Genomic DNA, 20,946 nt, shown 5'->3' with positions numbered 1-20,946 from the left:
AGCCTCAGTCGCTGAGGCCGTCGTGCTCCACGCGCGTCTCGGCCTCGAGCACCAACTGGCGCAGCCGTTCCAGTCGCCCAGGCGTTGCATCGGACCAGAGCTGGCGATTGGCGGCTTCCAATAACCGTTCCGCCATGTCGCGCAGGGCCCAGGGGTTGTGGCGGATCAGAAAGGCGCGGTTTTCGCTGTCATCGAGCCAGGCGTCCTGAACGGCGGCGTAACACCAGTTCTGCACCACGCCGCTGCTGGCGTCATAGGCAAACAGGTAGTCGAGGCTGGCGGCCATCTCGAAGGCTCCCTTGTAGCCATGGCCGCGCATGCCCTCGATCCAGCGGGGATTGAGCAGCCGGCTGCGCATCACCTTGTCGATTTCTTTGCCGAGCGGATGCAGGCGCAAGCGCTCTCGCCGCGAGTGGTCGGCAAACCAGAGCGCGGCAGGTCGACCGCGCACTGCCGTCACGGCAGCGGCCAGACCGCCCTGGAACTGGTAGTAATCGTCGGAATCGAGCAGGTCATGCTCCCGGTTGTCCTGGTTGTGGAGCACCACCTGCACCTCGCTCAGGCTGCGCTCCAGGCCCTCCCGATCCTCCTGGGGTTCCCCCTGCCCGTCGTAGGCCCAACGGCTCCAGCTCAGGAAGGCCTCGGCCAGGTCGCCCTGCTCCTCCCACTGGCCTGAATCAATCAGGGCCTGCAGGCCAGCGCCGTAGGCACCGGGTGCGGAGCCGAACACCCGCGGCGGGCGACCGTTGTCGCGGCTGCGGGCTGCCAGGGGATTGTCGTGGGCGTCTTCCTCCAGGCCGGCCACCAACGCCAACGCCCGATCCACCCAGCGCACCAGTTGGGGAAAGGCATCGCGGAACAGACCGGAGATCCGCAGCGTCACATCGACGCGGGGGCGTTGCAGTAGGGCGAGGGGAATCACCTCCAGATCCACCAAGCGCCGGGTCGGTCCATCCCACACCGGTCTCACCCCCAAAAGGGCCAGCATCTGGGCGATGTCCTCGCCGCCGTTGCGCATCGTCGCCGTGCCCCACACCGACAAGGCCAGATGCCGCAAGGGCTCGCCCTCCTCCAGCAGGTAAAGCTCGAGCAACTGTTCGGCACTGCGCCGGCCCAGATCCCAGGCCGCTTCCGTCGGCAGTCCGCGCAGATCCACCGAATAGAAATTCCGGCCTGTGGGCAGCACATCCGGTCGCCCCCGGGTGGGTGCGCCGGAGGGGCCGCTGGCGATCCGGCCACCGGCCATGGCATGGAGGAATCCCGCCCGCTCCCGATCGGCGCAGGCCCGCAGGCGGGGAATCAACGTTTGTGTGAGATGCAGCAGGCTTGGATCACGGCCATCCAGCAGCCAGCGCTCCAGATCGGAATGGAGGGCCTGGCCGTCGGTTTCGTTGCGGCCCTCACGCTCGATCAGGTGCTGAATCAGCGTGGAGGCCTGACGCTCCAACCAGTCGACGGCATCGGCGACGCGGCGGGGCCGCTCCATGCCATGGCCCTCCAGCCAGGCCTGATCGCTGGCCTGGAGAGCCTGGCCATCCTCATCGGCCCAGGGATCACAGCTGAGGCCGAGACGCCTGGCTATCGCCTGGGTGAGGCCGGGGCGATCGGGCCCAGGACATCGGGCGATCGCCAGCAGCAGTTCCACCAGGGCGTGCGGCTCCGGCTCGGTGCCGAGGCGATGCAGGCCAGTGCGGATCTGCGCTTCCTTCAATTCACAGAGATAGGTCTCCACCTGCTCCAGGCAATCGCTCCACTCCGGTGCAGCAAACAGGGCCTGGCGCTCCTGGGTCTTGTTGACGCTGCCGCTGGGCAAACCCGGCCAGTTGAGGCGGGTGAGCAGCGCGAGCAGTTGCTCATCGAGCACGCCACAGCGCTCCGCTCCCAGCTGCCGGGCCTCGACCACTTCATCGAGCAGCTGCTCCAGGCTCACCAGGTCGCCATGGGATCCAGCACGCCCCAACGGCGGCGTCAGGTGATCGAGGATCACGGCATGGCCTCGCCGTTTGGCCTGGGACCCTTCGCCCGGATCGTTGACGATGAAGGGATAGAGATGGGGAATCGGCCCCAAAGCCAGAGCCGGTGCACAGGACTTGCTCAGGCCCACCGCTTTGCCCGGCAGCCATTCGGCGCTGCCGTGTTTACCCAGGTGCACCATCACCTGGCAACCGTGCACCTGGCGCATCCAGAGGTATTGGGCCAGGTAGCGGTGCGGTGGCGGCAGGTCAGGGGAGTGGAGATCGCTGAGCTGATCCGGGTCATAGCCGCGACTCGGTTGAATCAGCACCACCACATGGCCAAAGCGCAAGCCATGGATGGCGAAACCAGTGGAGCCATCCAACGTTGTGTCGAGATCCACCGCCTGCTCCGGTGGCCCCCATCGCCCTTCCACCGCCTGGCGCGCCTCGGCAGGTAATTGCTGCCACCAGGCCTGATAGTCGCCAAGGGGGAGGTGGTCGAGGGCTGGGCGATGGTGGCTCTCGGGATCATTGCTGCGCCCCCTCAGCAGAGCCTGCATCAAGGCCTCTGAAGTGCCGGGCAAAGGGTCGACACCGAGGTCGTGACCCGACTCCTGCAACCAGTGCAGGGCGTTGTGCAACGAGGCGGGGGTGTCGAGACCGACGCCATTGGCCACACGCCCATTGCGGATCGGATAGTTGGCCAGAACCAAGGCGACACGACGCTCGCGGGCCTGGCTGCGCCGCAACGCAATCCAGGCCTCGGCGTGTTGCACCACCCAGTCCAGTCCGGTGAGGTCCGGTTCGAGGCCATGCACCGCCGTGGCCAGGCTGGGATGGGCCTGCTGCTGCTCCCGGAAGCCACCGACCCGGGTGGTGATGCGTCCATCGAGCTCGGGCAGCACCACCTGGAGCGAGAGGTCGAGGGGGTCGAGGCCTCGGGAGGAATCGGCCCACACCTGGCGGGAGCGGCCGCTGCTGAGCACTTGCAGAACCGGGCGATCGAGCTGATCCCAGAGCGGACTGCCAAGACCGGCCTCTTCGAATTGCACCGAGGCGAAGGCGGTGGTGGTGATCACCAGCTCCACCTGCTGTTGCTGCAAGAGATCCAACACGCCCTGCTGCACCACCGGATCGCGCAGGCTGCTCACCCAGAGCGCTCGCGGCACCAGGCCACGCCGGCGCAGGCTGGTGAGCAGCGCTTCCGCCACCGCCGTGTCGCCGGCACGGGCCAGGGCGCGATACAGGATCACACCGACCCGAGGCCCGGGGGTGTCCTGCCACTGCCAGGGGGCCGGATCGGCCATCGGCAGCGGCTCCAGCGCCGAGGTCTGGGGCTCCTCGCCTGCCAGCACCAGAGCCAAGGCATCGAGGCAACGCTTGAGATTCTCCGGGCCGCCTTCTCGCATCAAGCCAGCGAGGCCATCGCAGAGAGGTTCGGGAACGGAGCTCAGGCTATGCAGGGCACGGTCCTGATCCGGGGTGCCAGCCAGAACGATCAGCTGGCGATCGCTGCGGGCTTCCTGCCAGCGCAGCACTTGCTCGAAGCCATAGGACCAGTGGCCCCGGCCACCGAGCAGACGCACCACGATCAAGCGGGCGTCGGCACCAGTGCTGGCGAGATAGTGATCGATCTGGGCCTGGTGTTGCAGCGCATCGAGCGGCAGGGCACGGATCCGATCGCGCCAGGGGGCCGCCTCCGGTGCCTCCAACACCCTGGCGAGGGTGCTGATGTCGGTCTGGGCGCTGGTGAGTAGCAACAGCGGTGCCGTCGGCTGCTCGACGAGCACCACCTCGCCGCCTTCATCGGATCCAGGGACGCTGCTCAGTCGGTGCATGCCGCCATTGTCGTTCGTGCCGGTGGGATGGTGGGTGAGAAGATTTGGCGAACGGCCCCGTCAGCCATGCATCAGTTCCTGCCGTACGCCTGGTTTGAAGGCCGTTGCATCCCCTTCTCAGAAGCGAAGGTGTCGGTCGCGACCCACGCGCTCCACTACGGCACGGGCGCGTTTGGCGGCATGCGGGCGATTCCCGATCCGCAGACGGCAGATCACGTGCTTCTGTTCCGGGCTGATCGCCATGCCCGTCGCCTCAGTCAGAGCGCCCGGCTCCTGCTGACGGATTTGAGTGAAACCACCGTGATGGAGGCACTCACCGCGATGCTGCGGGCGAATCGGCCCACCACACCGATCTACCTGCGACCGTTCGTCTACACGAGTGACCTCGGCATCGCCCCCCGGTTGCACAACATCGAAACCGACTTCCTGATCTATGGCCTCGAGTTGGGGGATTACCTCTCGCCCGAGGGCGTCAGTTGCCGGATCAGCTCCTGGACCCGTCAGGAAGATCGTTCCCTGCCCCTGCGCGGCAAGATCAGCGGCGCCTACATCACCAGCTCCCTGGCCAAGACCGAGGCGGTACTCAGCGGTTTCGACGAAGCCTTGTTGCTTAACAGCCGCGGCAAGATCAGCGAGGCCAGCGGCATGAATCTGTTCATCGTGCGCGACGGCGTCCTGATCACCCCCGGGGTGGATCAGGACATCCTCGAGGGCATCACCCGCGCCAGCGTGATCGAGCTGGCCCGCAGCATGGGGGTCACGGTGGTGGAGCGTCCGGTCGACAAGACGGAGCTGTTCATCGCTGATGAGGTGTTTCTCACCGGCACGGCCGCCAAGATCACACCGGTGCGCCAGCTGGAATCCACCACCCTTTCCAGTGAGCGTCCCTTGATGAATGCACTGCGCGAGCGACTGGTGGCGATCACCGAAGGGCGCGATCCCGCGTATGAGCACTGGGTCACGCGCATCGACCTCAACGGCTGAGGCGATTCTTAGGATGGCCCCAGAGGCAAGCAATCGGAATGCAGGCAGAACTGGTGGCGCCGACCCCCATTGTTTCCCGCTTTCTTTCTCGCCTCCATTCTCCTGAACGCCCGGTTCTGGTGTTTGACGGTGCCACTGGCACCTCTCTGCAGCAACTCAATCTCACCGCTGAGGATTTCGGCGGTCCCGAACTGGAGGGCTGCAACGAGAACCTGGTGGTCACCCGTCCGGATGCGGTGCAGGCCGTGCATCGCCAGTTTCTGGAGGCCGGCTGCGATGTGATCGAAACCGACACCTTCGGTGCCGCCTCGGTGGTGTTGGCGGAATACGGGCTTCAGGATCAGGCGTTTGCGCTCAACAAACGGGCGGCTGAATTGGCCCGCACGGTGGCGCAGGAATACAGCACTGCAGAGAAGCCCCGATTCGTGGCCGGCTCCATGGGACCGACCACCAAACTGCCGACCCTGGGCCATATCGGCTTCGACACCCTCAAAGAGGCCTACCGCGAACAGGCCGCCGGGCTGTTGGCCGGTGATGTGGATCTGTTCATCATCGAAACCTGCCAGGACGTGCTGCAGATCAAAGCGGCGCTCCAGGGTGTTGAGGCCGCCTTCGCCGACGCTGGTGAACGCCGGCCCCTGATGGTGTCGGTGACGATGGAAACCACCGGCACCATGTTGGTGGGATCCGACATCGCCGCTGTGGTGGCGATTCTCGAACCCTTTGCCATCGACATTCTTGGTCTGAACTGCGCCACGGGCCCGGAGCAGATGAAGGAGCACATCCGTTATCTGGCGGAGCATTCCCCTTTTGTGGTCAGTTGCATTCCTAATGCCGGCCTGCCTGAAAATGTGGGTGGCGTGGCGCACTACCGCCTGCAGCCGCTGGAGCTGAAGATGCAGCTCATGCACTTCGTGGAGGATCTCGGTGTGCAGGTGATCGGTGGCTGCTGCGGCACCACACCGGCCCATATCCAAGCGCTCTCGGAGTTGTCCGCTGAGCTCAAGCCTGCGCAGCGTCCCTGCCGCACGGAGCATCGTCAACGGGTGCAGCTCAGCTACGAACCGGCGGCGGCCTCGATTTATGGCGCCACCTCGTATCACCAGGACAATTCTTTTCTGATCATCGGTGAGCGCCTCAACGCCAGCGGTTCCAAGAAAGTGCGGGAACTGCTCAATGCTGAAGACTGGGATGGCCTGGTGGCGGTGGCCCGCGGCCAGGTGAAAGAAAACGCCCACGTGCTCGATGTGAACGTCGATTATGTGGGGCGTGATGGTGAGCAGGACATGCACGAATTGGTGACCCGCGTGGTCACCAACATCAACCTGCCGCTGATGCTCGACTCCACCGAGTGGCAGAAGATGGAGGCGGGCCTGAAGGTGGCCGGCGGCAAGTGCATCCTCAACTCCACCAACTACGAAGATGGCGATGAACGCTTCTTCAAGGTGCTCGAACTGGCGCGGCGCTACGGCGCCGGCGTGGTGGTGGGAACCATCGACGAAGAGGGGATGGCGCGCACGGCTGAGAAGAAGCTGGCGATCGCGAAACGGGCCTATCGCGATGCGGTGGAATTCGGAATTCCTGCCCGTGAGATCTTTTACGACCCTCTGGCCCTGCCGATCTCCACGGGGATTGAAGAGGATCGCCGCAACGGCCTGGAAACGATCGAGGCGATCCGGCGCATCCGCGAGGAACTGCCCGGAGTGCACGTGGTGCTCGGTGTTTCCAACGTGAGTTTCGGCCTGTCACCAGCGGCGCGGATCAGCCTCAACTCCGTGTTTCTGCACGACTGCTGTGAGGCCGGCATGGACGCAGCGATTGTGTCGCCCGCCAAGATCCTGCCCTTGATGAAGATCGCCGAGGAGCACCAGCAGGTCTGCCGTGATCTGATCTTTGATCGGCGTCGCTTTGAGGGCGACGTCTGCACCTACGACCCACTCACCGAACTCACCACCCTGTTTGAGGGGGTGAGTGCCAAGGAGGCCCGCCAGTCGGGGCCGTCCCTGGCCGATCTGCCGGTGGAGGAGCGCCTCAAGCAGCACATCATCGATGGGGAACGCATTGGCCTTGAGGAGGCACTCAGCGAAGGCCTCCAGTCGTATCCGCCCCTGGAGATTGTCAACACGTTTCTGCTCGATGGCATGAAGGTGGTGGGTGATCTATTCGGCTCCGGCCAGATGCAGCTCCCCTTCGTGCTCCAATCCGCCGAAACCATGAAAGCCGCCGTGGCCTTCCTCGAGCCCCACATGGAGAAATCCGATGGCAAGCGCTCGGCGAAGGCGAAGTTTTTGATCGCCACCGTGAAGGGCGATGTGCACGATATCGGCAAAAACCTGGTCGACATCATCCTCACCAACAACGGCTATGAGGTGATCAATCTCGGCATCAAACAGGAGGTGGGTGCGATCATCGCGGCGCAGCAGGAGCACCAGGCCGACTGCATTGCCATGAGCGGTTTGCTGGTTAAATCAACCGCCTTCATGAAAGACAATCTGCAGGCGTTCAATGACGCTGGAATCAGCGTGCCCGTGGTGCTCGGTGGTGCTGCACTCACCCCTCGGTTTGTCAACAAGGATTGCAGCGAGGTGTATGAGGGCAAGGTGATCTATGGCCGTGATGCTTTCACCGATCTGCGCTTCATGGATGCCTATGTGAAGGCTCGAGCCGAGGAGCGTTGGGATGATCGACGCGGCTTCCTCGATGGCACGCCTGAAGGTCTCACCATCGGTGGAGAGGATTCTGCGGTCAGCGAGGCTGGTGCAGGTCAAGCAGCTGCAGCTGAAGCGGCGGCTGAGGCCAGTGAGACCACCCGTGAGGCAAACGCAGCTCTGCCGGTCAGCTCTGAGCGCTCCGAGGCCGTTCCAGCCGAAGCCCCGATCCAGCCCCCCTTCCTGGGCGCCAGCTTGCTCGAGGGCCCGGAGGCGATTCCGCTCGAGGACGTGATCGCCTACCTCGATCGCCAGGCTCTCTTCGCCGGCCAATGGCAGATGCGCAAAGCCCGGGAGCAAACGCGTGAGGCCTATGAGGCGGAGCTGCAGGAGAAGGCGGAGCCGATCCTGCAGAGCTGGCTGGAGCGGGTGCGGTCGGAGCAGCTGCTCAGGCCGGCCGTGGCCTACGGCTACTTCCCGTGCGGCCGGGAGGGCAACGATCTGCTGGTGTTTTCCACCGATGGCGCCGAGGAGCTCGGTCGCTTCTCCCTGCCGCGCCAACGCAGCGGCAATCGTTATTGCATCGCCGATTTCTTCGCTGATCTGCGCGATGGCCGACCAACCGACGTATTGCCGATGCAGGCGGTGACCATGGGCGAGGAGGCCAGTCGCTTCGCTCAGGATCTGTTCCAGCGGGATGCCTACAGCGACTATCTCTTCTTTCACGGCCTGGCCGTGCAGATGGCGGAGGCCCTGGCGGAGTGGACCCATGCCCGGATCCGCCGGGACTGTGGTTTCCCTGATCCGGAGGGTCTGCCCATCCGCGATGTGTTGGCACAGCGGTATCGGGGCAGCCGCTATTCCTTTGGCTATCCGGCCTGCCCGAATGTGGGTGATTCGAGGCAACAGCTCGCCTGGCTCGACGCTGAGCGGATCGGCCTGGCGATGGATGAGTCGGAGCAGCTCCACCCCGAGCAGAGCACCACGGCCCTGGTGGCTCTGCACAGCAAGGCGCGTTACTTCAGCGCCTGACTCGACGCCGCTGAGGGGCCGGCAGCAGCAGACTGAACAGGCCCCACCTTGTGCCCATGGATCTCAGCGGTCCCGATGCGATTGACCAGGCTATTGCCGCCGGCCTCGACCTCGATGGTTCCCCCCTGCCCGAGCCGATGCTGACGCTCTACCGCGAGGTGATGGACCTCGAGGCGCAGCGCCAGCGCAGTGGAGTGCGGAAATCGATGCGCAATCGAATCGTGCGCACCGGAGCCAAGCATTTCGATCAGGACACCTTGAACCAGCGGCTGGTGTCGGCCGGTTGGGAGGGCCTGAAGGAGAAGGAGATCAGCTTCTTCTACAGCTGATCAACGGACGAATCAGAAATCAGAGCCGGCAGGCTCAGTCCTGACAGAGCGATTCCATCGTGTCGATCACATCCTGCTGAAAGGCCTCGAGATCGTCGGAATCGCTCAGGTCCACGCCCTCACCCGCTGCATTCTGGGTGAGCTCCTGAAAATGGAAGGCTCCCTCCCCGTTCGCGAGAAATTCGATCGCCGAGCTTTCGCCGCTCTCGCGAAAGGCATCGCAGAGGGCCATGAAGGCCGCGTCTTCCGTGAACTCCCAATCCATCGAGGAGGCATAACTGATTGACCTTTAACGCCTCGCCCCCGGGATCCGTCAACCACCTTGTCGCGCAATGTGCCACTGATTCGGCAGACTCCTGCTCGACGATCGCCGCCAGCTGCCGTGAAAAGCCAGTCCCCAAGCGAGGATCTCAATGTTCTCGGCCAGCCGCTTGCCCTGTGTGGCTGTTCGCCCATGACCGGATGGTTCCGCGACGGTCACTGCCGCACCGAAGCCGCTGATCTCGGCCAACACAGCGTCTGCTGTGTGATGACGGAGGCCTTTCTGAGCTACAGCAAAGCTCAGGGCAACGATCTCTCCACGCCGGTGCCGGCCTTCGGATTCCCCGGGCTCCAGCCCGGGGATCATTGGTGCGTGTGTGCGCCGCGCTGGAAACAGGCCTACGAGGACGGCATGGCACCGCTGGTGCGCCTGGAGGCCACCGAGCAGTCCACCCTCCAGGTGGTGCCCCTCGAGATCCTCAAGGAACACGCCTACCAGGGGATCGCCTGACCATCCCAGGCGAGAAAGGCACCACTGTCGGCCGCTGACTGGCTCAGGAGCACATCGAGCAGCTGTTCGGCGGCCCGTGCCGGCGCGAACAGCTTGCCTGGCGGGACGAAGCTCTGGAAGGGGCGCGACAGGGCCGTGTCGGTAGTGCCGGGATGGAGCAGGGTGACGCAAGCCTGGGGATAGCGGCGGGCCCACTCGATGCTGAGGCAGCGCAGGAGTTGGTTCTGGGCCGCCTTGGCGGCGCGATAGGCGTACCAACCACCGCTGTGGTTATCCCCGATGCTGCCCACCCGGGCGCTGAGGCTGGCGAAGTGGAACGGCCGCTCCCGCTCGAGGCAAGGTTCGATCGCCTGGGCCAGGAGCAGCGGCGCCATCGCGTTGATGGCGTAGCTGGCGGTGAGGGCTTCAGCTCGCACCTGCTGCAATCGTTTTTCCGGCTGCAGGCCGGGGCCATGCAGGCGACCGCTGGCGTTGATCACCAGCCGCAGCGGTTGCGGCGCGTCTCCCACCCGTTGCCGCAAGGCCTCGAGCGATCGCGGATCCTCCAGGTCCACACACCAGCCCTCGTCTGCAGGTAATTGGCGACCGCAGAGCACCACGGTCAGATCCCTGCAGCGGCGTCGCAGGGCTGGCACCAGGGCCCGGCCGATGCCACCGGCGCCCACCACCAGGGCCAGTCCGTTCCAGGAGCTGATTGTCATCGCCAACCTCTAGCGAAACAGCGATGATGGTGGCGCTTGCGCTTGGCCTGGATGCTTCGCCGATGGGCGCTGGTGGGATTACTCCCCCTGCTGACGCTTGGGGGCCTGGCCCTGGGCCGGATGCCCTGGCTGAGTGGCTTTCAGCGCCCGTCGCCAGGGTCGGCCCAGGAGCCGCTCCTTGAGGCCTTGCTCCATGGCGAGGCGGCGTCGGATGCCGGCACCAAGCCAGGGGCTCGCCCCACAGAGGCACAGGCCCCATCGGCTCAGCCGACCAAGCCGCGCGGCTTCCCGGTCCCGAAGGTGCCTCCCGCCGGGGCATCCCCCAACCCGCGCCTGCGGGTGGCCCTGCTCAGTCAGGCGCCGATTCGCTCCGTGCGCAGCAGCGGATCCGCCTCCTGCCGCACGGCAGCTGGCCAGCGCTTGGCCATGGATCAGCTGCCGCTCTGGTTGGAGCGGGGCGACGGGCGCTGGTTCTGTGAGTCCTCAGGCGATGGCGCCTTGCTCCTGAATGGCCGTGCCTACTCGGGTCTGATCGAATTCCATCGCCAGGACGCCGGCTGGCTGGCGGTGAATGTGCTCGATCTCGAGCGTTATGTCGCCTCGGTGGTGGGGGCGGAGATGCCCAGCCACTGGCGCAGCGAAGCGCTCAAAGCCCAGGCTGTTGCAGCGCGCTCCTATGCGCTGGTGCATCTGGTCCGTCCAGCCAGCCCCCTCTACAACTTGGGGGACACCACCCGCTGGCAGGCCTACGGCGGCCAGGCCACCAGCACCGACGCGACCCGACAGGCGACGGCCGCCACCCGCGGCATGGTGCTCAGCTATCGCGGCGGGTTGGTGGAGAGCCTCTATGCCGCTTCGAGCGAGATCAGCCGCGAAGCCCATGGCCATCTCGGTGCCAGCATGAGCCAGACCGGTGCCCAGGAACTGGCAAGCGAAGGACTGCGTTTCAATGAGATCCTCGGGCGCTACTACACCGGTGCTGCGTTGGCCCGGCTGCGCACGGATGGCTGAAGGAGGTAGCTGAGGCGGATGGCTGAGGGGAGGATCGGGGAGCGGGCCCTGGAGTGCAGTGCCTCGGCCTTGGCGCAGGGGGCCCTGCAACCGCTCGACACCGCGGTGCTTCCCCTGGCCTCGCTGCAGGACGCCGGCTTTGAGTGCCGTCGTTTACGCAGTCGCCTGCCCCGCCATCTGCGCCCTGCCGGCCCGAAACCGAATCCATTCCGGCCCTGGGATCGTCGCCTTGAAGTGGAGCCCGTGGCGGACGACCACGTGCTGATCCTCAATAAATACCCCGTGCAACGCGGTCACCTGTTGCTGATCAGTCGCGACTGGGTGCCCCAGGGCGCCTGGCTCACCGCCAACGATTGGCGTGCCGTGGCACAGGTGGATGCCGACACCACGGGGCTGTGGTTCTTCAATAGCGGCCCCTTGGCCGGTGCCAGCCAGCCCCATCGTCATTTGCAGTTGTTGCCCCGCAGCCCCACGGAGCCCCTCTGCCCGAGGCAGCACTGGTTCGAGACTCAGATTCGATTCACCAACGACCAGCTGGGGAATCAAGGCCCCGAGTGCCTGGTAGGTGATCCGCTGCGGGCCGCCTGCGCCGTTCTGAGCCGTGAGAGGGGGTCAGCCGATTCCGATCCCGCTCTGAGCCTGCAGGAGCTCTATCGGCGCTTGGCGCGGAGTCTGGAGCTAGGTGATCCGGAGAGCTCCGCTGCTCCAGCCCATCCGTACAACCTGCTGTTGACGCCCCAGTGGATGGCCCTGATTCGCCGCGAGCGTGAACACAGCCACGGCTTCAGTATCAATGGCCTGGGTTTTGCCGGCTATCTGCTGCTCACCGACCACTCCGATGCCGACTGGCTTGAGCGCCACGGACCGGAGGCGTTGTTGCGGGCGGTGGTTCCGAACATCCGTGCTTCCACGGTTGGCGGCACCGATGTGGATGTGAATCGCTGAAGAGACGGCGGCAGATCGAGCTGACGTCGACGATTCAGAACCATGAAAGCCTCAACCAAGCAACGCAATCGGCGGGTGGAACAACACCTGCGGCTGGTGCAGCCGATTGCCCGCCATTACGCCCAGCGCAGCGGCGAAGACAGGGATGACCTGCTCCAGGTGGGCTGTCTCGGTTTGATTCGAGCCGCCGGCCTGTACGACGACGCCAAGGGTGTGCCTTTTGAGGCCTTTGCCCGGCCCCATGTGCGGGGCGCGATCCTTCACTATCTGCGAGACAGCCGAGGCTTGGTGAAATTGCCTCGGCGGCTGCAGGAACGAGCCCAGCGCCTCAACCGTCGTGAGGACGGCACCGAGCAGCGGGGCGATGATCTCGTGATGGCGCTGTACCGGAACCAAGGCCGCTGGTGGTCGTTGGAGGATCAGGGGCGCGAAGCGGAGGCGATGACGGAACCGGGAGATGGTGGCTGGTCGGATCTGAGCCAGCGGGAGACTCGCGAACAGTTGGTGCGGCAATTGAAGCGATTGCCGGTGGTTGAGCAGCGCAGTGTCCGCAGCGTGGTGCTGGAGGGCCTCAGCCTGAGGCAGTGCGGCCGGGAGCAGGGGGTCAGCGCCATGACGGTGCAACGGCGCCTGCGCCGGGGGCTGCAGCGTCTGGCGACGACCTGCAGCCCGCTGGTCTGCTGAGCTCAGCCCTGGGTGACAGTCGGCTGATCGCGCTCGATCTGGCCCTCCAGGGTGCTGATCGCTGCATTGATCGCGGCGAGTTGGCGCTCGATGCCGTCGCGCCAGAAGCGAAGCATCTCCAATTTGCGTTTCTGGTGCTTGTGGCGCCAATCGGTGCTGTGGCAGCTCGAGGCGCAGAAGGGAGGCAGCATGACGAAAGGTGGATCTCGCTCCCATCCTGACGAACCGATCGGGTCGCTGGGGGCGTGCTTGGCTTCCGGGGTGGTCGTGTTTAACGTTGGGGCTTGCGCGGGTTGGTAAGCATCAACCGCCCCAATCCGACCCTCGCCACGTCTCAGGTGTCTCAACGAATCCCACTCCTGGTCTTGACGGGCGTCTCGCTAGCGACAGCTGAGGCGGTGTGGATGGCGCCCTCCCGGGCCTATGTGCCATTGATGGCGGGCCAGCGGGCCAAGCCGCTCAATGGCAACTTCAACAATGTGCCCGTTCTTCACTCCAATCAGCCGGAGATTGTGGAGGGCCCGGGCATTCTGGTGAGCACAACGCCGGGGTCTGCGATCGCCAGCGAAAACAATCAACCACTAAAAAACGCAAGCTACACATTTAATGGCGAATTTGGCTTGCATATGCATCATAAATATTACCCAAACGATGCCAGCAAGCTGGGAGGACGTCGTCAGCGCGGCTTGTTAACCATTGCGGCGATCGCGATCAACCCGGGCGATCAGCCGGTGACCCTCAAATTCGAGCGGGGGTCGGTGAAAAATAGTTTTGAGGCTCCTTATCACCCCAATAAATTGATGGGGGTCAAACCTCTCGGACCCAGGCCCTGGAACACCGGCCCAGGTGATGCCACCGCTGTGCAGATGCTCCGCGGTGAACTGGATCGTCGTCTTCCGCGCGAGGTGGTGATTCCGCCCAGGAGCCGCAAGGTGATTGTGAGCACTGTGTTACCGGCAAGGGGTATTGCCAATGGCTTGCTCAAGGGCCGCAGTGATGGGCCCTTCCAGATGGCCGTCGTGGCTGCAGAGGAAACCAAACGCGATCAGGATCTGGTGGCTGTGCTGGATCAAGGACGCCTCGCTCCCGGCCGGATTTACCTCAATCGCATCCGAGAAATTCAGGCCGGTCAGATCTTCTCTCGGGTGGCGGGGGTGGCCCTCGGCGATGAATACGAAGCGTCGATCCGCCATGACCTCGGCCAGGGCCCTTTGCATGTGCCCTTGACCAGCACCCGCAAGCATCATTTCGGCACTCGCGACATCCAGGTCAACCAACTGAAGACCCGGATGGTCGATTCCGCTGTGAACAATGTGGGCACCTACGGCGTTCGCTTTGATGTGGATCTGAACCTCAGCGGCGAAGGTCCCTACGAGTTGGTGTTCAGCCATCCTGTCGCCTCCGGCCGGGCCCCGTTCACCGCCTTCCGTGGCTCCATCGGCATCAAAACCGAGGAGGGATATCAGGAAGTCCATGTGGGTCTCAAGTCGGGCCAGAGCCTGCCGATCGCCCAGCTCAACCTCAAGGGCGGCCAGGTGAACCCGGTGCGCGTCAGCCTGGTGTATCCCGCCGATGCCACGCCGGGCCACCTGCTCAGTGTGGTGCCAGTGCAGCAGCTGGCCATGCTCCGCAAGCGCGAGGAGATGTTGCAGGCGGCGCGACGGGCTCAGCAGGAGGCGAAGAAGCGTCAGGTCACCCCAGCCCAGGCTCCGCCCAATCTCAACGCTGCACCGAAGCCCGCCACTGACAAGCCCGTCACAACGAAGGCCAAACCCACCACGAAACCTGCCGCCCAGCCGGTGGCCAAGCCCACACGTCAGCCACCTACTGCCCCCGTGCCACCGCCGCCGGTGCTGGTGGCCCCCCGCGGTGGTCTCAATCCGATGCCGCCGGCGATGATCATGCCCAATCGCCTCAATCAATCGCTGGAACAGCGCTATCGCGATGCGATCCGTGCCCAGCAGGAGTGGCTCAAACGTCTCCAGGGCCGATAGTCTTGGCCCCAAGCGACGACGGCTGAGTGAGCGCGCCTGCAGGAGACGGTCGTCGACGCATCAGTGTCGAGCTGCCGGAGCATCTCGTCGACTGGATTGATTCCCTGCGCAGCGAGTGGGGACTGCGCGGTCGGGGTGATTGTCTCACCCGTCTGCTTGAAGAGGTGTTCCCCGCTGATGGCGAGGACGTGCTCCCCTCGCCACCGGATCCCGCACCAGAAACCAACGAGCCAGGCGCCTTTCGCGACGATCGGGCCCTGGTTTTGATCGGTGGCCAGGGGTTGCGCCGCCTGGATGGCGAGGCCTCCGCTGATGACACCGATTACCTCCCACCTGTTGAGCCTGAGACGCGCTCTGGGATTGACCTGCCTGGCTTTGTGCGACGCAAGAGTCGCAATCTGCGCGAAAGTTTGCGGCGCGAGCCCGAGGCTCCAGAGTCACTGGAGGAGGCGATGGTGTTGCCGGCGATTGAACCGGCCCTGTTGCGACATTGCGCCGAGTTGGCCCAGTCGCACTGGGTGAATCTCTATGGCCAGGCACCGGGCGCCACCGTGCTGGAAGCAGCCATGCTCTGGCTGGCGCGCGACATCTGGCCGCAGGCGGAAGGCTTGGAGAGCCGGATCTTCACTTGGTCTGAGTTGGGGCGGCAATTGCAGCCCCGTTGCCCGGGCTGGCTCCTGGCTGAGCCTTCGTTTGCTCAGGTCATGGTGGTGGCAGGCGTGCTGGAAGACCCCTTCGCCACCTCCGATCTTCACAACCGTATCCCTACCCTGATTCGCCGCTTCGTCAATCGCTTCAAGCGCAGTCGCCGGATCACCTCCTTTGAAACGCTCGAATCCACGATGACGGTGCATGGTGCGCTGCGGCTTCTCGGCCTACCGACTCAAGCGGGTGCGTCATTGACCTTGCGTGCGATTCGCGACGCTTATAAACAGCAGGCGATGCAGAGCCATCCCGATGCCGGTGGTTCCACCGATGGCATGCGCCGCCTTAATGAGGCGTATCAGATGCTGCGTGAGCTCTACCGCGACCGATAATCAATCGTCCCAGATGAGACGATTGATTGGACCCGATTGGTGTCTTGTGTGAGCCTGTCGAGATCTCTCTCTTCGTTCTCTTTAAGAACGAAAAATCGTGCAGTTTTATTCGAGAGGTTGGCTTCTACTTCCTTGCACGCACCTGCCAGAAGTGGTGACAGCTTTGGAGTATTTTGCGGCCCTCTTGGCGCCAGCCCGCGTCCATGGCGGCGGTAGGCCTTGTCCAGTCCAAAGAAGGCCTCTGGATCGCCCAGTTCTGACAGGCTGTTTGGCTGTCGCGTATCTGCTGAAGAAGCAGATACGCAAAGGATTGGGGGTGGGCTATGGGGTGCAGATCGAGGCGGCGGCGGTCGGGTTATGACGATCGGCGCAGAGTTCTCTTACATCTTGGCTGAGAATAGAGATAAGACCTGAATTGCGTCTTATTCAGGGCTGGTGAGACTTGCGCGCAACAAAAAAGCCGGCCCGTGGGCCGGCGGTTATTCAGTAACAGAAGTGCGCGAAGGATCAGATCAGGTGGTGGTTTGCATGCCCTGGATCAGGAAATCGAAGTAAGGGGAGGCGAGCGACTGCTGCTCGTCGGAGAGCAAGGCCAGGGAGGCTTCCCGCATCGCCTTCATCGCTTCCACCATCCCCGGCATCGGCACGCCAAGGCTGTTGTACATCTCGCGGGCGCCGATCAGGCCGATGTTTTGGATCATCTCGGTGCTGCCGGCGAGCACGCCGTAGGTCACCAGGCGCAGATACCAGCTGTAATCGCGCAGGCATTGGGCCCGCTGCTTCTGGCCATAAGCATTGCCGCCGGGGGCGACGTATTCCGGCTTACGGCTGAACAGTTGTTTCGCCGACTCATCGACGATTTTCTTCTCGTTGTCGGTGAGGATCCGAACCACCGCCAGGCGCATCGCTCCCTGCCCCAGGAAATCGACGATGGAGCGCAATTCGCCGCTGGTCGGATAACGGAGATCGTCATCGGCCTGGAGAATCAGATCCCGAACAACGCTCATGGCAGCTGGCATGCTGAAGGTGAGTTTAGTGCTCTCCGGCCTGTCGACCGCGGTGGATGGCCTGGGTGTAACGCCTTTGCAATGGCCGAGAACGCAACCGCACCCCGCCCCGGTCTGACCCTCACGGTGAAGGGGGAGGATCTCAACCTGCGCGGTGAAGGCATCGCCCGCTGGCAGGGCTGGGTGCTGGTGATCCCCGAACTGCTCCCCGGTGAACTGGCCCGGGTGCAGCTGGTGCAGCGGCGACGCTCGCAATGGATTGGCCGACGCCTCGAAACCCTGTTCGCCGCCCCAGGCGCCCGCACGCCCCCCTGCATCCTCGCCAGGCGCTGTGGCGGCTGCACGCTCCAGCACTGGGACGATGCCCATCAGAGCGTCTGGAAACGCGATCGCCTGGTGCAGACCCTCCACCGGATCGGTGGCCTCCACCACCCGGTGGATCCGCTGGAGCCATCAGAGATGGGTGCACCGCTTGGCTATCGCAACCGCGCCCTGCTGCCGCTACAGCGCGATGCGGAGGGGCAACTGCGCATGGGGTATTACAAGCGTGGCAGTCACCAGCTGGTGAATCTGAACCATTGCCCGGTGCTTGATCCTGGCCTCGATGAGCTGTTGGCACCGCTCAAGGCGGATCTGCAGGCCACGGGCTGGCCCGCCGATGCCGATCTGCACCAGGGCGATGGCCTGCGCCACCTGGGCTTGAGACTGGGCAGTCGCAGCCGCGAGGTGTTGATCACCTTGATCAGCAGCACCGCCGAACTGCCCGGCGTGCACAGGCTGGCCCAGGCCTGGTGTGATCGCTGGCCCCAGGTGAAGGGCGTGACCCTCAACCTCCAACCCAGGCGCACCAACACCGTGCTCGGCCCGCAGACCCTCACCCTGGCCGGTGCGGGCACGGTGGAGGAGCAGTTCTGCGGCCTGCAGCTCACCCTGGCCTCCACCACCTTTTTTCAGGTGAACACAACGGAGGCGGAGCGGGCGGTGCTGGGCCTGAGCCAGTGGTTGCTCTCACAGGCGGGCCCGATTGCCGTGATCGATGCCTATTGCGGCATCGGCACGATCGCCTTACCCCTCGCCGCGGCTGGTCACAACGTTCTCGGGCTGGAAGTGCACCAGGCGTCGGTGGAGCAGGCCCGGCGCAACGCCGAGCACAACGGCCTGACCGGTGTGCGCTTCCTCGCCGGCGATGTGCATCAACACCTGGCCGAAGCTCTCCCGCAGCATCAGGCCCTGGTGGTGGACCCTCCCCGCAAGGGCCTGGAGCCGGCGGTCACAGAGCAGATCCTCGCCCGCCCGCCCCACTGGCTCGCCTATCTCAGTTGCGATCCGGCCACGCTGGCGCGGGATCTGGCGCGATTGGCTGGTCCGGAGGCGCCCTATCGGATCCAGAGGCTGCAACCGTTTGACTTTTTCCCCCAGACCAGCCACCTGGAGTGCCTGGCGCTGCTGGAGCGCGTCAGCTCCTGAGTTCGGCGCCGAATTGCTTCACCAGGGCCTGACGCACCTTGTCGTGCACCGGTTGCACGGTTTCGTCGGTGAGGGTGGCCTGCTGGCTCCGGTAACGGATCCGGAAGGCCTGGCTGCATTGGTCGCTTGGCAGTTGGCCGCCCTCAAAGCGGTCGATCAGTTCGACGCTTTCCAGCAGCGGTTTGCCCGCCTTACGGATCGCCTGAATCAGCTCAGCTGAGGTCTGGCTGCGTTGCACGAGCACCGCCAGGTCCCGTTCCATGGCGGGAACGGTGGGATAGGGCTTGAAGGCAGGCACCCAGCGGTTGCTGCGGGTGGCGGCCTGGAGCAGTCGCTCTAGATCCAGATCGAAGCCGTAGGTCTGCTCCGGCAGATCAAACCGCTCCGACACCAGGGGGTGCAGCTGACCGAAGCAGCCCAGGGGACGGCCCTCCAGAATCAGCTCGGCACTGCGACCGGGATGGAGCCGCACGTCGCTGCTCAGGGGCCGATCGGACACCTCGAGCTTCAGGCCTGCAAACAGGCGCGTGAGCAGACCGCGGGCCTGGAAGTAGTTGAGGGGCTCGGGTTTACCGCTGCTGCTCCAGCGCTCCAGGCGGCGCTCGGCGCAGATCATGCCGCCGAGGCGGGCGCGTTGCTCGATCGTTCCGCTCTCGCCCTGGCGATGGAACACATGCCCCAGTTCAAAGATCCAGCAACCGGGTTGGGACGCCTGCAGATTGCGCTGACAGATGCGCAGATGCTCGTCCCAGAGGCTGGTGCGCAGGTGACTGGTTTCCGCAAGCAACGGATTGGCGATGGCGATGCGGTCGACGTCGTCGGAGGGTCCGGTGAGCGACAGGGTGGTGACCTCCTGCAGACCGGTGGCGCAGAGCAGTTGGCGCAGGCGCCGTTCGGCGGTCTGTTGGGGCGTCAGGCCACCGGGGGTCAGGGGATCGGGCAGATGGGAGCCAAAGCGATCAAAGCCGATCAGGCGGGCCACCTCTTCAATCAGATCCACTTCTCGCACCAGGTCGCAACGTCGCGACGGTGGAATCGCTACCTGCCAGCCCGCTTCGGTGCTGGTGAGTTCACAGCCGAGGGCCTCAAGGCAGCGCTCAATCGCATCATCGTCCAGATCCTCCGGCCCCTCCGGCGTGTCCAGCGGCCCCAGGAGCTGGTGCAGGGCATCGCGCCGCAAGAGCAGGGGCTGGGGGCTCTCCATGGGTGCCTCGCACACCAGGGTGGGTCCGGCCTGACCGCCGCAGTGCTCCTGAATCAGGCTGCAGGCCCGCTGCGCAGCGAGCAGGGTGACCTCTCGGGGCAGACCTTTTTCATACCGGCTGGACGCCTCAGTGCGCAGCCCGGCGCAGCGGGCGGTGTTGCGCACTGAGGCTGCGGAGAACATCGCCGACTCCAGCCAGATTCTGGTGGTCTGGGCGGTGACGCCACTCGCCTCACTGCCCATGACGCCGGCCAGGGCGATCGGCATGTCGTTGCAGGTCACCACCTGGGCCCGTGGATCGAGGCTCAGGTCTCGACAATCGAGGCCCCGGAACGTCTCACCCTGCCGGGCCTGACGCAGGCCGAAATCAGCCGCCTGCACGGCGCTGCCGCAGAGGCGCTCAAGGGCATCGGCGTCAAAGGCGTGCAGGGGCTGCCCCAGTTCGAGCATCACCAGGTTGGTGAGATCCACCGCTGGATTGACGCTGTTCATGCCCGCCCGTTGCAGACGTCGCTGCAACCAGTCGGGCGAGGGGCCAGAGGCGTCCACACCGCTGAGTTCGGTGAGGGCATAGATCCCGCCGGCCCGCATCGCCTCCGCACTGGCCGGGTCCACCGCCAGGCCGTCCAGAGCCGCTGGGGGCGTCAACGCCGGCAGGTTGAGATCGGCTCCGGTGAGGGCGGCCACTTCGCGGGCAATACCGGTCATCGAGAGGCCATCAGGCCGGTTGGCGGTGATCGCCAGCTCCAGCACCACATCATCGAGACCAAGAACCGGGGCGATCGGTGCCCCCACCACCAAGGGCGCGCTGCTGAGGTCCTCGAGCACGGCGATGCCATCCACCGCACTGGGCTGACCCAGTTCGGCGAGGGAGCAGATCATGCCGTTGCTGGCCACGCCGCGCAGCTCACCGGCCTTGATCGTGAGGTTCACCGCAGGCAAGACGGCGCCCACGGTGGCCACGGGCACGTGGATGCCGGCGCGCACATTGCTGGCACCGCAAACGATCTGCAGCGGTTCGGCTTCACCGACATCCACGCTGCAGACGCTGAGCTTGTCGGCGTTGGGATGTTTCTCCCGCTCGAGCACATGCCCCACCACCACGCCCTGAGCCAGGCTGCTGAGATCGTCTATCGCCTCCACCTCGAAGCCGGCCATCGAGAGGCGCTCGGCCAGAGCCTCAGCGGGTTCAGTCACCTGCACCAGATCCTGCAGCCAGGAAAGGGAAACCCGCATCGGGACGATCGGAACGGCGACTGATCCTACGGAGCCCAAAGGGAGGGCAACGGCCCTGTAGGCTCGTTGTTTGTCACTTCGCTACGCAACTGCGGCGCAACG

16 protein-coding genes are annotated in these 20,946 nt (G+C 64.7%); 10 read left to right on the top strand and 6 right to left on the bottom strand.

Annotated features, from left to right (window positions below; translation table 11 throughout):
* Positions 1-4: 4 nt before the first annotated feature.
* Entirely contained in the window at positions 5-3,793 is a 3,789-nt protein-coding gene (gene cobN, locus SynWH8101_RS07030) for a cobaltochelatase subunit CobN (RefSeq protein ID WP_130129149.1), read from the bottom strand.
* A 66-nt stretch (positions 3,794-3,859) separates the two neighbouring features.
* On the opposite strand from cobN, the gene SynWH8101_RS07025 reads away from it, so the two are divergent.
* The 3 genes from SynWH8101_RS07025 to SynWH8101_RS07015 are packed head-to-tail and all read left to right on the top strand — an operon-like array spanning position 3,860 to position 8,786.
* Positions 3,860-4,777, top strand: a complete 918-nt coding sequence (locus SynWH8101_RS07025; protein ID WP_130129148.1) for a branched-chain amino acid transaminase — start codon at positions 3,860-3,862, stop codon at positions 4,775-4,777.
* A 38-nt stretch (positions 4,778-4,815) separates the two neighbouring features.
* Positions 4,816-8,457 carry a methionine synthase gene (gene metH, locus SynWH8101_RS07020; RefSeq protein ID WP_130129147.1) on the top strand — a complete coding sequence of 1,214 codons (3,642 nt, stop codon included), beginning with the start codon at positions 4,816-4,818 and terminating at the stop codon, positions 8,455-8,457.
* A gap of 56 nt (positions 8,458-8,513) precedes the next feature.
* Positions 8,514-8,786 carry a DUF4090 family protein gene (locus tag SynWH8101_RS07015; RefSeq protein WP_130129146.1) on the top strand — a complete coding sequence of 91 codons (273 nt, stop codon included), beginning with the start codon at positions 8,514-8,516 and terminating at the stop codon, positions 8,784-8,786.
* Positions 8,787-8,820: 34 nt separating this feature from the next.
* On the opposite strand, the gene SynWH8101_RS07010 is transcribed toward SynWH8101_RS07015, so the two are convergent.
* On the bottom strand, positions 8,821-9,051 hold the full coding sequence (locus tag SynWH8101_RS07010) for a hypothetical protein (protein WP_007102493.1): 231 nt from the start codon (positions 9,049-9,051) through the stop codon (positions 8,821-8,823).
* A 189-nt stretch (positions 9,052-9,240) separates the two neighbouring features.
* Between SynWH8101_RS07010 and SynWH8101_RS07005 the strand changes: the two genes are divergently transcribed.
* Positions 9,241-9,558 (top strand): DUF2237 family protein, encoded by a 318-nt coding sequence (locus tag SynWH8101_RS07005; RefSeq protein WP_254427906.1) that lies wholly within the window; start codon positions 9,241-9,243, stop codon positions 9,556-9,558.
* On the opposite strand, the gene SynWH8101_RS07000 is transcribed toward SynWH8101_RS07005, so the two are convergent.
* Positions 9,540-10,259, bottom strand: coding sequence for an SDR family NAD(P)-dependent oxidoreductase (locus SynWH8101_RS07000; RefSeq protein WP_130129144.1), 720 nt, complete (start codon positions 10,257-10,259; stop codon positions 9,540-9,542). The two genes, SynWH8101_RS07005 and SynWH8101_RS07000, sit on opposite strands and share 19 nt — an antisense overlap.
* A 51-nt stretch (positions 10,260-10,310) precedes the next feature.
* Here SynWH8101_RS07000 and SynWH8101_RS06995 point away from each other — a divergent pair, with 51 nt between their 5' ends.
* Genes SynWH8101_RS06995 through SynWH8101_RS06985 form a run of 3 tightly spaced genes read left to right on the top strand, consistent with a single transcriptional unit; the run spans position 10,311 to position 12,899 of the window.
* A complete protein-coding gene (locus SynWH8101_RS06995) occupies positions 10,311-11,270 on the top strand; it encodes a SpoIID/LytB domain-containing protein (RefSeq protein ID WP_165380951.1) in 960 nt (319 codons plus the stop codon).
* Between the two features lie 18 nt (positions 11,271-11,288).
* The gene (locus SynWH8101_RS06990; protein WP_130129143.1) at positions 11,289-12,215 is read left to right on the top strand and encodes an ATP adenylyltransferase; all 927 of its coding nucleotides are present in this window, start codon (positions 11,289-11,291) and stop codon (positions 12,213-12,215) included.
* Positions 12,216-12,257: 42 nt separating this feature from the next.
* On the top strand, positions 12,258-12,899 hold the full coding sequence (locus SynWH8101_RS06985; protein WP_130129142.1) for a sigma-70 family RNA polymerase sigma factor: 642 nt from the start codon (positions 12,258-12,260) through the stop codon (positions 12,897-12,899).
* 2 nt (positions 12,900-12,901) lie between these two features.
* Here SynWH8101_RS06985 and SynWH8101_RS06980 read toward each other — a convergent pair whose 3' ends face one another.
* On the bottom strand, positions 12,902-13,090 hold the full coding sequence (locus SynWH8101_RS06980; RefSeq protein WP_130129141.1) for a hypothetical protein: 189 nt from the start codon (positions 13,088-13,090) through the stop codon (positions 12,902-12,904).
* Positions 13,091-13,303: 213 nt separating this feature from the next.
* Between SynWH8101_RS06980 and SynWH8101_RS06975 the strand changes: the two genes are divergently transcribed.
* Together SynWH8101_RS06975 and SynWH8101_RS06970 are read left to right on the top strand one after the other, a co-directional pair.
* Positions 13,304-14,893 carry a DUF3370 domain-containing protein gene (locus tag SynWH8101_RS06975; protein ID WP_165380950.1) on the top strand — a complete coding sequence of 530 codons (1,590 nt, stop codon included), beginning with the start codon at positions 13,304-13,306 and terminating at the stop codon, positions 14,891-14,893.
* Positions 14,894-14,919: 26 nt separating this feature from the next.
* Entirely contained in the window at positions 14,920-15,930 is a 1,011-nt protein-coding gene (locus SynWH8101_RS06970; protein ID WP_130129140.1) for a molecular chaperone DnaJ, read from the top strand.
* 512 nt (positions 15,931-16,442) lie between these two features.
* Here SynWH8101_RS06970 and SynWH8101_RS06965 read toward each other — a convergent pair.
* On the bottom strand, positions 16,443-16,937 hold the full coding sequence (locus tag SynWH8101_RS06965) for an allophycocyanin subunit alpha-B (protein ID WP_130129139.1): 495 nt from the start codon (positions 16,935-16,937) through the stop codon (positions 16,443-16,445).
* A gap of 81 nt (positions 16,938-17,018) precedes the next feature.
* Here SynWH8101_RS06965 and rlmD point away from each other — a divergent pair, with 81 nt between their 5' ends.
* Positions 17,019-18,404: a 23S rRNA (uracil(1939)-C(5))-methyltransferase RlmD gene (gene rlmD / locus SynWH8101_RS06960; RefSeq protein ID WP_130129138.1), complete on the top strand. Its 1,386-nt coding sequence runs from the start codon at positions 17,019-17,021 to the stop codon at positions 18,402-18,404.
* Here the strand turns inward: rlmD and pheT are convergent.
* Positions 18,394-20,844 carry a phenylalanine--tRNA ligase subunit beta gene (gene pheT / locus SynWH8101_RS06955; protein ID WP_130129137.1) on the bottom strand — a complete coding sequence of 817 codons (2,451 nt, stop codon included), beginning with the start codon at positions 20,842-20,844 and terminating at the stop codon, positions 18,394-18,396. The genes rlmD and pheT overlap by 11 nt on opposite strands.
* Positions 20,845-20,946 lie beyond the last annotated feature (102 nt).

Origin of the sequence: Synechococcus sp. WH 8101, assembly GCF_004209775.1 — a bacterium.
In the GTDB taxonomy this organism is placed as follows: domain Bacteria; phylum Cyanobacteriota; class Cyanobacteriia; order PCC-6307; family Cyanobiaceae; genus Synechococcus_C.
This window is presented reverse-complemented; position numbering and strand designations above follow the sequence as displayed.